General features: G+C 53.1%; 10 protein-coding genes and 1 pseudogene. 10 read left to right on the top strand and 1 reads right to left on the bottom strand.

The window, feature by feature from the left end; translation table 11 throughout:
• The first annotated feature begins 30 nt into the window (after positions 1-30).
• Positions 31-1,518, top strand: a complete 1,488-nt coding sequence (locus CGZ65_RS05155) for a terminase large subunit domain-containing protein (protein ID WP_096295073.1) — start codon at positions 31-33, stop codon at positions 1,516-1,518.
• Here CGZ65_RS05155 and CGZ65_RS05150 read toward each other — a convergent pair.
• Positions 1,501-1,710, bottom strand: coding sequence for a hypothetical protein (locus CGZ65_RS05150; protein WP_096295072.1), 210 nt, complete (start codon positions 1,708-1,710; stop codon positions 1,501-1,503). The two genes, CGZ65_RS05155 and CGZ65_RS05150, sit on opposite strands and share 18 nt — an antisense overlap.
• 87 nt (positions 1,711-1,797) lie before the next feature.
• Between CGZ65_RS05150 and CGZ65_RS05145 the strand changes: the two genes are divergently transcribed.
• The 9 genes and pseudogenes from CGZ65_RS05145 (at position 1,798) to CGZ65_RS05100 (ending at position 13,877) form a co-directional block, all read left to right on the top strand.
• Positions 1,798-3,303: a DUF935 domain-containing protein gene (locus CGZ65_RS05145; protein WP_096295071.1), complete on the top strand. Its 1,506-nt coding sequence runs from the start codon at positions 1,798-1,800 to the stop codon at positions 3,301-3,303.
• Positions 3,300-4,205: a phage head morphogenesis protein gene (locus tag CGZ65_RS05140; RefSeq protein ID WP_096295070.1), complete on the top strand. Its 906-nt coding sequence runs from the start codon at positions 3,300-3,302 to the stop codon at positions 4,203-4,205. Before CGZ65_RS05145 ends, CGZ65_RS05140 begins: the two co-directional genes overlap by 4 nt.
• 186 nt (positions 4,206-4,391) lie before the next feature.
• On the top strand, positions 4,392-4,832 hold the full coding sequence (locus CGZ65_RS05130) for a phage virion morphogenesis protein (RefSeq protein WP_096295069.1): 441 nt from the start codon (positions 4,392-4,394) through the stop codon (positions 4,830-4,832).
• A gap of 57 nt (positions 4,833-4,889) precedes the next feature.
• On the top strand, positions 4,890-9,284 hold the full coding sequence (locus tag CGZ65_RS05125) for a hemagglutinin repeat-containing protein (protein ID WP_096295068.1): 4,395 nt from the start codon (positions 4,890-4,892) through the stop codon (positions 9,282-9,284).
• Positions 9,281-9,541 (top strand): hypothetical protein, encoded by a 261-nt coding sequence (locus CGZ65_RS05120; protein WP_096295067.1) that lies wholly within the window; start codon positions 9,281-9,283, stop codon positions 9,539-9,541. Before CGZ65_RS05125 ends, CGZ65_RS05120 begins: the two co-directional genes overlap by 4 nt.
• Before the next feature lie 209 nt (positions 9,542-9,750).
• Positions 9,751-11,076 carry a VENN motif pre-toxin domain-containing protein gene (locus CGZ65_RS05115; protein ID WP_232507544.1) on the top strand — a complete coding sequence of 442 codons (1,326 nt, stop codon included), beginning with the start codon at positions 9,751-9,753 and terminating at the stop codon, positions 11,074-11,076.
• Positions 11,073-11,315, top strand: a complete 243-nt coding sequence (locus tag CGZ65_RS05110) for a hypothetical protein (protein WP_096295065.1) — start codon at positions 11,073-11,075, stop codon at positions 11,313-11,315. The genes CGZ65_RS05115 and CGZ65_RS05110 overlap by 4 nt, the downstream gene beginning before the upstream one ends.
• 325 nt (positions 11,316-11,640) lie before the next feature.
• A pseudogene (locus CGZ65_RS13920) lies at positions 11,641-13,020 on the top strand (hemagglutinin repeat-containing protein); the annotation flags it as partial.
• A 53-nt stretch (positions 13,021-13,073) separates the two neighbouring features.
• On the top strand, positions 13,074-13,877 hold the full coding sequence (locus CGZ65_RS05100; protein ID WP_157742712.1) for a VENN motif pre-toxin domain-containing protein: 804 nt from the start codon (positions 13,074-13,076) through the stop codon (positions 13,875-13,877).
• Positions 13,878-14,214: the final 337 nt, after the last annotated feature.

Here is a 14,214-nt window from a genome sequence, read left to right as displayed (position 1 = left end):
CCTTTATCAAATAAAGGGACGGCAAGCAGAATGCTTGGCGAAGACCGCACCCCTGCGGTCTTGCTGCCGTATCAGCAGGCATGGTGCGCCGACCAATCGCCCGTGAAGCTGTGCGAGAAATCGCGCCGTATCGGTCTTTCTTGGGGCGAAGCAGCGGATACCGCATTGCTGGCCGCGTCCGCCAAAGGCATGGACGCATGGTATATCGGCTACAACAAAGACATGGCCTTGGAATTTATCCGCGACTGCGCGGGCTGGGCGAAGCACTACCAACTGGCGGCGGGAGAAATCGAAGAAACCGAAGAAGTGTTTGTCGAAGGCGACGACCGCCAATCCGTGTTGGCCTTCGTTATCCGCTTCGCATCGGGCTTCCGCATTACCGCCTTATCCAGCCGCCCGAGTAACCTACGCGGTAAACAGGGCCGCGTGATTATCGACGAAGCCGCCTTCCACGAGCAGCTTGGGGAATTGCTCAAAGCAGCGATGGCCTTGCTGATGTGGGGCGGTCAGGTACACATCATTTCCACGCATGACGGTGTGGACAACCCATTTAACGAGTTGATTAACGACGTTCGCGCAGGGAAAAAGCCTTATTCCGTCCACCGCATCACGTTTGACGAAGCGGTCGAACAAGGTCTGTACCGCCGTATCTGCCTGCGTTTGGGCAAAGAGTGGACATCCGACGGCGAAGCCGCGTGGTGTAAAGAAATCCGCGATTTTTATGGTGAAGATGCCAGCGAAGAGCTGGACTGTATTCCGAAAAACGGCGGCGGCAAATGGCTCAACCGCGCTTTGATTGAAAGCCGCATGACGCCATACGCGCCGGTTATCCGTTACGACCAAACCGACGGTTTCGGCCTGTTACCCGAACCGCGCCGCGCCCGTGAAGTGGCCGACTGGATTGAAGAAACTCTGCAGCCGCTGCTCGACGGTTTGGATAAAACCCTCGTTTCCTTTGTCGGCGAGGACTTCGCCCGAAGCGGCGACCGCACCGTGATCGTGCCGCTGTTGCAAAGCAAAGACCTGATTTTGAAACCGCCGTTTATCTTGGAACTCGGCAATATACCGTTTGCCCAGCAGGAACAGATTATGCAGCACTTGTTGGCCAATCTGCCCAACCTGCGCGGCGCGGCCTTGGACGCACGCGGTAACGGCCAATCGCTGGCCGAAGCCATGCGCGACGCATTCGGCGCGGAAGTGGTGGAAGCCGTGATGCTGTCGGAAAACTGGTACCGCAGCCACACCGCGCCGTTCAAGGCCGCGCTGGAAGACGGCACGCTCGACGGCTTGCCGCGCGACGAAGACATCCTTGCCGATTTGCGTGCCTTCGAGCTGGTTCGCGGCGTACCGCGTATCCCCGATACCCGCACCAAAGGCACGGACGGCAGAAAACGCCACGGCGACGCGGCGATTGCCTTGGTATTGGCGCATTACGCCAGCCGCGAACTGAATGCAGGGCCGGTGCGCGTAGCCAGCCGGAAAATCAAACGCCGCAGTCTTTTAACCCGCAATTTTTAAACCAAAAAAGGAAATCGAAATGAAAAAGGTATTGCCTGCTTTGCTTTTGGCTGCGATCACGACACCTGCTTTGGCAGCGGTTGTTGTTGCACGCCCTGTCATTACTTCTCCGATTGCAGTACGTCCGGCAGTAACGGCTCCGATGACAGCCAAACCCATCGCACCCAAACCGATACAGAGGCAGCGTGCCATTGTTGTTCCCGCACCGATACCTGCTTCTTCTCAGGATAAATGCAGATTAATCAAGCCGTGTAAATAGGCCGTCTGAAAGAAACCATCATGGCAAAACCGCATTTCAAACTCAAACTGAACGGCAAGGGCGTAACCTTCAAACCCGAAGACCTGAGCAGCCATATCGCCGTATCACGCCAGTTTCTAGGTGGCTTCAACGGTTGGCTGCCCAATCCCGACCCGATTTTGCGCAAAGCGGGCAGGCAAATTTCCGTGTACCGTGAGCTACTGCGCGACCCTTTGGTCGGCAGTCTGGTACGCCGCCGAAAAGCCGCCGTCGCGCGGCTGGATTGGCAGCTTACGGGCGATGATGTGCCGGAAAACGTGCGTCAATTCGTCGAGAACTGGCTGGCCGAAACCGATGTTTACCGTCTGATTAAAGACATTCTCAACGCGCCGCTGTTCGGTTATCAACCCATTGAGCTGATTTGGCAGCAGGATACGCAGTGGCTGCCATCTGAAATTGTGGCCAAGCCGCAGGAATGGTTCGGGTTTGATGGACAAAACGAGTTGGTTTATACGCAAAACGGCCTCAAGCAAGAGCCGCTGCCGCCGTATAAATTCCTCTGTCCGACCCACGAAGCCGATTATCTCAACCCCTACGGTTTGGGCGATTTGGGCTTGGTGTTCTGGCTGGTAACTTTCAAACGCGGCGGCCTGAAATTCTGGGTGCAGTTCACAGAAAAATATGGTGCGCCGTGGCTCATCGGCAAAGAGCCGCGCAGCAATACCCCCGACGATACCGAAAAGCTGCTCGACGCGCTGGAAGCCCTGATCGCAAACTCGGTTGGTACGATTCCCAACGATTCCAGCGTGGAAATCCACGAAGCCAGCGGTAAATCCTCATCGGTCGATGCTTACGACAAGCTCATCCGCTACTGCCGCAGCGAAATCAACATCGCGCTGCTCGGCCAAGACCAAACCACCGACAAAGACACCAACCACGCCAGCGCGGCGGCGGGCTTGGAAGTGGCCGCCGACATCCGAGACAGCGACAGCCGTATCGTGGAAACTACGTTTAATCAACTGATTGCATGGGTGGTGGAACTGAATTTCGGCGATGTTCCTGCGCCCAAGTTCGAGTTGTTTGAAAATGAAGAAGCCGGCACCAAAGAACGTGCCGAACGGGATAAAACCTTGGCCGATTCGGGCCTGAAATTTACGCCGCAATACTGGAAACGCACCTACGGTTTGGAGGATGGCGATATTGTCGAACAGGCGGAAAGCCCGGTCATGCCGTCTGAAAACGAACGCAGTGAGTTTCCGCGCAGCAAAAAACCGTCGGCCGACTTTGCCGAGCATAACCACACCGATGCAGGCTTAATCATCGACACGCTCGCGCCCGATACAGGCCGTCTGAACGCACAAAGCCAAGCCTTAACCGCTGTTTTGGCCGCCGAAATTCAAAAGGGCGAAACCGAAGACAATATCCTTGACCGTTTGGCCGAAGCCTTTCCGAATATGGACGATGCCGACCTGCAGAACGAGCTGGCTCGCGTGATTTTTCTGTCGGACTTGGTCGGACGCATTGAAGCACGTGGAGAGTTGGTATGAATCCCGAAGACATTAAAGCCGTGTTCGGCATGACACCCGAAGCGGCAGTTGAATATCTGAAGCAAAAAGGCGTGAACGTCTCGTGGGACTGGCAGGATATACTGGACGACACGCACGCTACCGCGTTTACCGTGGCCAAAACCGCGGGTATGGACGTGGCCGAAGACATCTATAAAGCGGTAGTTCACGCGGCTGAAAACGGCGAGACCTTGGAAGAGTTCACCCGCCAGCTCACGCCCGTTTTGCAAGGAAAAGGCTGGTGGGGCAGACAAGAAGTTACCAATCCTGACACAGGCGGCATTCAGACGGCCACACTCGGCACGCCGCACCGCCTGAAAACCATCTACCTCACCAACATGCAGTCAGCCTACATGGCAGGCCGCTATGCCGAGATGATGGACTCGGTAGGCACACACCCGTATTGGCAATATGTGGCCATCAACGACAGCCGCACCCGCGACAGCCACCGCCTGCTGCACGGCCGTGTGTACCGTGCCGGCGACCCGGTTTGGGACACCCTGTATCCGCCGCTCGATTTCCGCTGCCGCTGCCGCGTGCGTCCATTATCGCGTGCAGCAGGCGAAGCCAAAGTGTTACCCAGCCCGATGCTGGAAACCCAAACCATCGACATCGGCACCAACGAATACACAGGCGAAGAACGCTACGCCCAACGCACGGGCATCCGCATCGGCGGCAAATTCGTCGCCCCCAGCGCAGGCTTCAACGCCAACCAAGGCCAAGCCATGCTCTCGCGCATGGCTTCGGTGGCGGTGCAGAAAGCACAGGCCGTCCATCCCGACATCGCCCGTATCGCACTCAAAACCATGATGGGCAACGCCAAATTCAAAGCAGCATTGTCAGCGGCGGAACTGGCTTGGGTACTTAATTTACTTAAAGGATAAAAATGGTACATCTTGACTTATCGGATAAAGACCAAGCTTGTGAAATTAAAGTTGACCACACCGTCGGTTTAAACAGCGTCTTACTTATACATAGAGACATTACCATCAGAATAGATGGCCATCAGGCATTCATTCTGATGAAAAACCTAGCCGATTTATTTAATTGCGACGTAACGGAAAACGAATATGCTTGAAATCAGTTTAGATGCCGACCAACTGGAACACGGCCTCAACCGGCTGCTCAAAAACGCCACCGACACCCGCCCCATGATGCGTGCCATCGCCACCGAAATGGTCTCCCTTACAGAAGACAACTTCGAAAACGAAAGCTGGGGCAGTGAAAAGTGGAAACAAAGCAAACGTGCCGCCGACAGCGGCAAAACCTTGCAACTGACCGGCCAACTCGCCGCCAGTATCTCCACCAAAACCGGAAACGGCTTCGCCCAAATCGGCAGCAACAAAAAATACGCCGCAATCCACCACCTCGGCGGCCAAGCAGGACGCGGAAGAAAAGTCACCATCCCGGCCAGACCATACCTCCCCATCAACGGCAGCGGTCAACTGCAAAACGGAGCCGAGAAAAAACTCATCGACATCGCCATCGAATCACTCAAAGCAGGCCTCTAAAAACAAAAAACGGGCAAAATCTGCCCGTCTATTTTTATTGCACCATATGCAACATTATTGCAAATTCTCTATCCCACAGCATCCGCCGACATCCACCTGAATCCCATTTATCTCACAGAGTCTATATATTTATCTCAATGGGTTTCACTTGACAGCCCGGCGCTTAAATATCAGGAAAATGCCTCACTCGGCAAGCTTCAAAATCTGGCAATAGCCGCCGCCCTCAACCCAACCGCCGTTACCCACGGCGGCAGCACCCCTGCGCCCGTTAAAACCCTCAACACCGCCACCAAGCTGCCGACTTCCGGCCTGTATGCCGTCAACCCGGCCAACCCGTCGTATCTGGTCGAAACCGATCCGGCCTTTGCCAATGACAAACAATGGCTGGGCAGCGGCTATATGCTCAACGCCCTCAACCTCGACCCGAGCCATATGCACAAACGCCTGGGCGACGGCTATTACGAACAAAAACTGGTGAACGAGCAAATCGCCCGCCTAACCGGCTACCGCCGCCTCGACGGTTATACCAACGACGAAGAACAGTTCAAAGCCCTGATGGAAGCCGGCATCACCTTCGCCCGCCAGCAGCAGCTCACACCGGGCATCGCCCTTTCGCCCGAACAAGTGGCGCGGCTTACTGCCGACATCGTTTGGCTGGAAACGCAAACCCTGACCTTAATCGACGGCAGCACGGTTGACGTATTGGCACCCAAAGTCTACCTCACCGTCAAACCCGGCGACATCAATGCCCACGGCGGCTTAATCAGTGCCGACAAGCTGGCAGTGGACGGCGCGGGCAGCATCGTCAACAGCGGCACTCTGGCCGGACGCAAGATTGTGGACTTATCCGCCACCGATATCCAAAACAGCGGTGTGGTTCAAGGCGGTAAAGTACAATTGCGCGGCCAAGACGTAAACATCGACGGCGGCACCGTTGAAGCCGACACCCTCCTCGCCGTCGAAGCCGGCCGCATCCGCGTTGCCTCCACGACATCCACCCACGGCGACGGACGCAACGGCCAAACCCAAATAGACCGTGTGGCCGGTTTGTATGTCAACAATGCTTCAGACGGCCTCTTAAGCCTCAAAGCCAACGAAAGCATCGACTTTGTCGCCGCCGACCTGCGCAACGAAGCAGCCAAGGGTCAAACCCAAATCGTTTCAGACGGCCGCATCGGTTTGGGTACCGCCAAACTCGAGTCACACGGCAAACGGGGCGGATTGAGCGATAAAAACCACCGCCACATCAGCCAAACCTCCGAAGCAGGTACAAGCATCAGTACCTCGGGCGATATCCTGCTTTCCGCCAAAGACGGTTTGACCGTCCGCCAAGGCAGCATTGCCAGCGATAAAGGCAGGGTTACCCTCTCCGGCCGCAACGTCCATATCACCGAAGGCCGCCAAACTCTGGACTTGGACGAATCGGTTTACAGCAAATCGCGCAGCATCGCTTCTAAAAAAACTTCACTCGACCAATACCGCCGCCGGCATAACGAGGCCGTCGGCAGCGAAATCAGCGGCGGCAAGGTGCTGATTGTGGCCGATAACGATTTGACCGTCCGCGGCAGCGACGTAGTTTCAGACGGCCTCACGCTATTGACGGCAGGCAATGATGTGAACATTACCGCCGCTCAAAGCAGCTATCACGACACCGGATTCCACCAAACCAAAAAATCCGGCCTGACGGGCTCGGGCGGCATCGGTTTCACGATCGGCAGCAAAAAAGACGCCGCCGGCAGCGGCAGCCGAACGTTGGTGAATCACGGTTCGACCGTCGGCAGTTTAACCGGCGACACCGTCATTTCCGCCGCACAAAACTACCGCCAAACCGGCTCGGCCGCCTCCTCGCCCGAAGGTGACGTATGGATCCGTGCGCGCAACATCGGCATTGAAGCGGCGCAGGATACTTACGCTGCCGACTACCGGCACACCCTCGAACAAAAAGGCCTGACCGCAGCGGTTGACATCCCTGTGGTTCAGGCCGCACAAAACGCGGCAGCCGCGGCCAAAACCGTCGGCAAAAGCAAAAACGGCCGCGTCAATGCCATGGCTGCGGCCAATGCCGCATGGCAGACACGCAGGTTATTGGCCGGAGAAAGCAGTCCCGACAACCTCAAAGGCCCGGCAGACACCGCTTCCGCCCTATCCGCCGGCGATTGGCAATCCGCGGCAAACGCATCCAACGCCAGCGTATCCCTTACCTACGGCCGACAAAAAAACACTGCCCAAAGCCATACCGAAGGCAGCACCGCCCAAGGCAGCCAAGTCATCGGCGGCGGCCAAGTCAGCCTGATCGCCGACGAAGGCCGTCTGAACATCACCGGCTCGGATGCGGCCGGTAAAAAAGGCACCTTATTGCGCGCCAAAGACATCGTGCTCCAATCGGCCGAACAACACCACAGCGAACGCAGCGACAACCGCAGCAGCGGCCGGAATGCCGGCGTTGCCGTCAGCTACGGCCAAAACGGCCTCGCCTTCGGCCTTACCGGCGGCGGCAACTACGGCAAAGGTTACGGCAACGGCGACGGCCTGACCCACCGCCATACCCATATCGGCGACACCGGCAGCCACACCACCCTACACAGCAGCGGCGGCACCACCCTCAAAGGCGCACAGGTTTACGGCCGCGGCGTTGCCCTCAGCACCCGAAACCTCACCATCGAAAGCGTACAGGATACCGCCGTTTACCGCAGCCGCCGGCAAAACCTCAGCGGCTCGGTAACCCTCGGCTACGGCGCATCCGCGAGTGCCGGTTACAACCGAAGCAAAACCAACGCCGACCACCTCAGCGTTACCGAACAATCCGGCCTCTTCGCCGGAGACGGCGGCTTCCAAGTGAATGTGAAAAACCATACCGACCTGAAAGGCGGTATCATCACCTCATCCGAAGCCGCTGAACAAAACGGCCAAAACCGCTTTCAGACGGCCACCCTCAGCCACAGCGACATTCAAAACCACAGCCGCTATGAAGGCGACGGCTTCGGCATCGGCGTATCGGGCAGCATCAGCGGCCAAAGCCTCGGTCAAACCGCACCTGCTGCCGGCAGCCACATCCAAACCGTCGCCGGTAAAAACGGTGTCGGCAGCAGCATCGGCTACGGCTCCGACGGCGACAGCCAAAGCGGCGTTACCAAGAGCGGCATCGGCACCCGCAACATCGTGATTGCAAACGACACCGACGGCACACAGGCCAAAGCGGCCTATACCGCCACCCGCAGCGAAACCGCTGAAGCGGATTCAGGCCGTCTGAAAAATGCGTTTGATAAAGACGAAGTGCAGCGCGAGATTGATTTGCAGCGGAACGTGAGTCAGGATTTCAGCAGAAATGTGCAGGAAGCCAGAACGGAAATCAACCGCCATTTGGATGATTTGAAGCATCAATTGGCTACCCGTCAAATCAGTCAATCGGAATATGATGAAAAACTGAACGACTGGCAACGCGGTAAAGTTCTACTGAATGCGTTGGCGGCGGGTTTGAGCGCACCTACCAACAGCGTATTAGGCATAACTGCCGCTACCGCCAGCCCTGCGGTTTCGTATGAAATCGGTCTGTATTTCAAACAGAATCAAAAAGAAGGTTCGGCTGCACATATTGTCGCCCATGCGGTATTGGGGGCAGCTGTATCGGCAGCTGGCGGAAACAATGCTTTGACGGGGGCGATTGCTGCCGGAGGTGCGGAAGCCGCAGCACCGTATGTAAGCCAATGGCTGTATGGCGAGAGAGACGGCAGTAAATTAACCGCTGAACAGAAGCAGACGGTTTCGAGTATCCTGAGTTTGGGTGGGACTGCGGTTGGTGCGGTAAACGGCTTGGCTACGGATGTTGTGGCAGCGGAAACGGCTGCACAGACGGCGGTGGAGAATAATGATTTATTGCAAATAATTTCCCCTAGCTCTGCTGCATATTATTCCAAGAATGAATCTCATAAAAATGCAATGAAAATGATTTCAGAATTAAGAAAATTTGAAAATTCCGTTATCGTCGTTAATGGATTACCTTATGTTTTAGGCCTAGGTGGCTCAGCCCTCATTCCTCTTTCCGGAACGGGGGAGGCTCTTGTGTTGAACGAGGTTGGTAAGAAAGCAATTCTTACAGCTGCTGGGAAAGGAGCTGTAGTTGGAGGAAGTGTGGACTTAGGAATGCAGTTTCTTTCGTGCAAATTTAATCAAGATACAAATTGTGGTTCATCATTAAATTACCAAAGAGCAGCAATAGCAGGTGGCGTTTCTGCTGTAACAGCTGGTACAGGCAATTATATGGCCGGTAGTTTGGCGGGAGTAAAACAAATGGGGATGCTAGATGTAGTTAAAAATAGCAGTAGTATTAAAACGTTTCTAAAAAACAACCCAACATCTTCGGTAATCTTTTTAAATGAATTTACTTTAAATAAACTGTATTCGACAACATTTAAAAGAATTGAAGAGAAAAATCATAAAGGAGTAGAAAAATGAATCTGATATTAGAAGTAATTTTAAGTTTTTTCTTTAGTCAATATGATTTTTCGCAAAAAAAATATGTTAATGCAGTAGCTAAGGGAATTCTACTAGGAATAATTATGTTCTTATTATCTTTTTTAAATACTATTTTTAAATCAAACTTAGATTTAAAATTTATAGAATTAATAGTCATCTTTCTAGAAAGTGTTCTAATTGGTATTGCTATTATGTCATTAGTTTATTTGATTGATCGCATTTTCAGTAAGCTATAGCAAGCCGTAGCCTGCATGAACTCTAAAATCCACAGGTAGGGTGTGTGCCTCAGCACGCACGCGTTCTAAGGATTTGAATCTGATGCCGTCTGAAAACTGATAAGACTTTTTTCAGATGGCATTTTCTCACCCGCAGCGAAACCGCCGAAGCGGATTCAGGCCGTCTGAACAACGCGTTCGACAAAGACAGGGTACAGCGCGAGATAGATTTGCAAAGAAGCGTGAGTCAGGATTTCAGCCGCAATGTGCAGGAAGCCAGAACGGAAATCAACCGCAAAGCCGAAGGCTACAAAGCACTCGCCAAAGCAGCGGAAGACAACGCTGCCCAAGCATTACAAAACGGCGATTTGAATGCCTACCGCGAAGCCGTACAAACCGCCAATGAACACCATCAAAAGGCCGACAACTGGCAAAAAGGCGGCGTAGCCCTAGCTGCCGTGGCCACAGGTTTGAGCGCACCGACCGACAGCGCATTGGGTATCGCCGCAGCGACAGCCAGCCCTGCGGCGGCCTACCAAGTCGGCCAATACTTCAAAGGACTGGCGAAACAGAATTCAGACGGCAAACTTACCGCTAAACAGGAAACCGCCCACATCCTCGCCTATGCGGTATTGGGTGCGGCAACGGCAGCGGCGGGAGGCAACAACGCCCTGGCAGGAGCGATTAGTGCAGGCAGTGCCGAAGCGGCCGCACCATTAATCGGCAACTATCTCTACGGAGAAAAAGACGGCAGCAAACTGACGGCGGAGCAGAAAGAAACCGTAACGGCGATTACAAACCTGTTGGGAACGGCTACGGGGGCGGCAGTCGGAAACAGCGCGACAAACGCAGCACAAGGCAGCCTGAATGCACAGGGGGCAGTGGAGAATAATTATGGAGTAAGTGCCATATCCAAAGGAAGACGGGTTATCCGCATCATTCAAAGAGGCAAGCGGCTTACCCCTAAAGATGCATTACCCGTTGCGGAAGCAGGGCTTGTTGTTGCTGCCGCTTGTGCAATAACGGGTAATTGTGATGCTTCACTGGTATTAAAAGACGTTTGGTCCGGAGAGTTTGAAGACAGTTATATGGCTTCGGGCAATACAGATAATGCAAATGACAAAAAAACAAATGCACAATCTGCCGCTGTTTCGCAATCATCAGCGGGGGCACCTATGCCACCTGATGATGAACCAAACCCAAAAGAACAAAATTCATCTAAAAAAGTTTCTGAAAAAACACTAGATGAACTTTTAATTGATGCTAATAAACCAATTAATGAACAAGGTATCAGCCAAGCAGCTAGAGCTTGGGCAAAACATGCTGGCCGTCCAGGGGGTACTTTTGAACCGTTAAAAGGTAATGTTCAACAGCAGAATCAATATGTTTCCAATTGGATTAAGGAAGTTATCAACAATCCTAAAACTATAAAGACTCAGCTTTCAAGAGGCGGCGTATCCTATAGATTACCAAATGGACGAGGAGTAGCCTTTGGGCCAGATGGTCGTGTAAATTTACTTGACCCAAGTACAAATATTAGGAATTTAATAAAATGATTGAAGATTTCAAATTAATTTTTATAGACCAATATGAATGTGAATCTCTAATGATACAAATAGAATATCAAGGACAGATATTATGCAGAATAGATAAAGAAAATGGTAATGATGACATGAAAATTCATTTTTATCCTGATTTTTATGTAAATAATGAAGATAGCAATATGAAATTTTCGTTAAACGAATTTTTAAAAATTCTAGATATTGCGAAGAATGAGTTATCTTTATGCCCTTAAAACTTTAAACAAGCAGGTTTAGCAAGCGTGTATCATGCAGCCGTACAAACCACCAATTATCACCATCACAAAGCCGACGACTGGCAAAAGGCGGCGTGGCCTTGGCTGCGGTGGCCACAGGTTTGAGAGCACTGGCCGACAGCGCATTGGGTATCGCCGCCACCACCGCCATCCCTGCTGCTGCCTACCAAGTCGGCCAATACTTCAAAAAGCAAGCGTAGGTTGGGCACTCGCTGCCCACCATCTTAATTTAATGTTGTTCTTGTAAATAAACTGATGCAGTCGACGAAGCCCAGTTCAAAGCACTGATGGAAGCCGGCATCACCTTACCGCCCAAAGCAGCCAAGTCATCGGCGGCGGCCAAGTCAGCCTGGTGGCCGACGAAGGCCGTCTGAACATCACCGGCTCGGATGCGGCGGGTAAAGAAGGTACCCTGCTGCGCGCCCAAGACATCGTGCTCCAATCGGCCGAACAACACCACAGCGAACGCAGCGACAACCGCAGCAGCGGCCGGAATGCCGGCGTTGCCGTCAGCTACGGCCAAAACGGCCTCGCCTTCGGCCTTACCGGCGGCGGCAACTACGGCAAAGGTTACGGCAACGGCGACGGCCTGACCCACCGCCATACCCATATCGGCGACACCGGCAGCCACACCACCCTACACAGCAGCGGCGGCACCACCCTCAAAGGCGCACAGGTTTATGGCCGCGGCGTTGCCCTCAGCACCCGAAACCTCACCATCGAAAGCGTACAGGATACCGCCGTTTACCGCAGCCGCCGGCAAAACCTCAGCGGCTCGGTAACCCTCGGCTACGGCGCATCCGCGAATGCCGACTACAACCGAAGCAAAACCAATACCGACCACCGCAGCACCAGCGAACAATCCGGCATCTTCGCCGGCGACGGCGGCTTCCAAGTGAATGTCGGCAACCACACCGACCTGAAAGGCGGTATCATTACCTCATCGGCCAAAGCCGAAACGGATGGCCAAAACCGCTTTCAGACGGCCACCCTCAGCCACAGCGACATTCAAAACCACAGCCGCTATGAAGGCGACGGCTTCGGCATCGGCGTATCGGGCAGCATCAGCGGCCAAAGCCTCGGTCAAACCGCACCTGCTGCCGGCAGCCACATCCAAACCGTCGCCGGTAAAAACGGTGTCGGCAGCAGCATCGGCTACGGCTCCGACGGCGACAGCCAAAGCGGCGTTACCAAGAGCGGCATCGGCACCCGCAACATCGTGATTGCAAACGACACCGACGGCACACAGGCCAAAGCGGCCTATACCGCCACCCGCAGCGAAACCGCCGAAGCGGATTCAGGCCGTCTGAAAAATGTGTTTGATAAAGAACGGGTTCAGAATGAGATTGATTTGCAGCGGAATGTGAGCCAGGACTTCAGCCGCAATGTGCAGGAAGCCAGAACGGAAATCAACCGCAAAGCCGAAGGCTACAAAGCACTCGCCAACGCAGCGGAAGACAACGCTGCCCAAGCATTACAAAACGGCGATTTGAACGCCTACCGCGAAGCCGTACAAACCGCCAATGAACACCATCAAAAGGCCGACAACTGGCAAAAAGGCGGCGTAGCCCTAGCTGCCGTGGCCACAGGTTTGAGCGCACCGACCGACAGCGCATTGGGTATCGCCGCAGCGACAGCCAGCCCTGCGGCCGCTACCAAATCGGCCAATACTTTAAAGGCGTAGCCGCTCAAAATTCAGACGGCCAATTAACCGCCGCACAAGAAACCGCCCGCGCAGTGGCCCACGGCGTCATCGCCGCGGCCACCTCAGCAGCCGGAGACCACAACGCCCTCACCGCCGCAATTAGCGCAGGAGGCGCAGAAGCCGCCGCGCCGTATGTAAGCCAATGGCTGTATGGCGAGAAAGACGGCAGTAAGCTGACCGCGGAGCAGAAAGAAACTGTGTCGGGCATTCTGAGCCTGGGCGGAGTGGCGGTAAGTGCGGCTGCAGGTGGCTCGGGATCGGACTGGGTAGCCGGCGGGCAGGCTGCGCAGACGGCGGTGGAGAATAATTTCTCATTGAGTGATTTTGGAATTTCTCAAAATGCGCAAAACAATCTTCAACAAATGGCACACCAACAAGTTCAACAATTTGTCGTAAACGCCCGTAGTTCTCCCGATGAGAAAAGTAAGTTAATCGAGTTATTAAGGTCTTATGGTGCAAATAAGGCAATTTCAGCAGAAATTACAGCAGCTCTTGGAGTAGGTGCAAATGTTAATGTAACTATCAATGAAAATCGAGATCTGATTATTTCAATTGCAGGTACTGCTGGGGCGGGTGTATCAGGATTTATTGGTGCAACTACATCCGATAAATCGCGGAAAGACGGTTGGTATTCAGAAGTTTGTGTAAATGGTAAGTTAGGAGCCGCTGGTGGTGGCTGTATAGGAGCCAATTTGGAAAAAGGTGCCCCAGTTATGCATACACTAAAGCTAGGCGTTGGCCTTGGAGTAATACCAGTTGAAGCAAATGCAAATATCGGCTACCAATCAACTTGGAAGTTAAAGAATCCTACAAAACAAGGACATGAAAACAAATGAAAATTTAAGCTTTTTCTCGATATTTTTCATAATTTATTTTGTTCAAGTAATTTTTCATTTCATATTATGCTATAAAATATTGAAGTCTGAAAATAAAATATCAGGATTTTGGGATTTTATGTATAAAAGCAATAGTATTTATCCGATAATGTATCAAATTTTCTTTAAAAGAAAGATGCTAAAAAGTAAAACAATAACCAACCTGTTTATTTTTAATACATTTTTTGCGATTATATCTTTTATATTTTTATCAATATCAGTATTTTTTGATATCTAAGCTTAGCAAGCGTAGGTACGGTTAGCCGCCCTATGCGGCGTAACCGTACGCACGTCGGCA

This window comes from Neisseria weixii (assembly GCF_002327085.1).
Taxonomy (GTDB): Bacteria; Pseudomonadota; Gammaproteobacteria; order Burkholderiales; family Neisseriaceae; genus Neisseria; species Neisseria weixii.
Note: the sequence above shows the minus strand (reverse complement) of the source record. Positions and strands in the feature narration are given on the sequence as shown.

Excerpts from the sequence above, each read along its gene's own strand:
- CGZ65_RS05140 (WP_096295070.1), top strand. The coding sequence starts at position 3,300 with ATGAATCCCGAAGACATTAAAGCCGTGTTCGGCATGACACCCGAAGCG.
- CGZ65_RS05155 (WP_096295073.1), top strand. The coding sequence starts at position 31 with ATGCTTGGCGAAGACCGCACCCCTGCGGTCTTGCTGCCGTATCAGCAG.
- CGZ65_RS05150 (WP_096295072.1), bottom strand. The coding sequence starts at position 1,710 with ATGGCACGCTGCCTCTGTATCGGTTTGGGTGCGATGGGTTTGGCTGTC.
- CGZ65_RS05130 (WP_096295069.1), top strand. The coding sequence starts at position 4,392 with ATGCTTGAAATCAGTTTAGATGCCGACCAACTGGAACACGGCCTCAAC.
- CGZ65_RS05120 (WP_096295067.1), top strand. The coding sequence starts at position 9,281 with ATGAATCTGATATTAGAAGTAATTTTAAGTTTTTTCTTTAGTCAATAT.
- CGZ65_RS05145 (WP_096295071.1), top strand. The coding sequence starts at position 1,798 with ATGGCAAAACCGCATTTCAAACTCAAACTGAACGGCAAGGGCGTAACC.
- CGZ65_RS05110 (WP_096295065.1), top strand. The coding sequence starts at position 11,073 with ATGATTGAAGATTTCAAATTAATTTTTATAGACCAATATGAATGTGAA.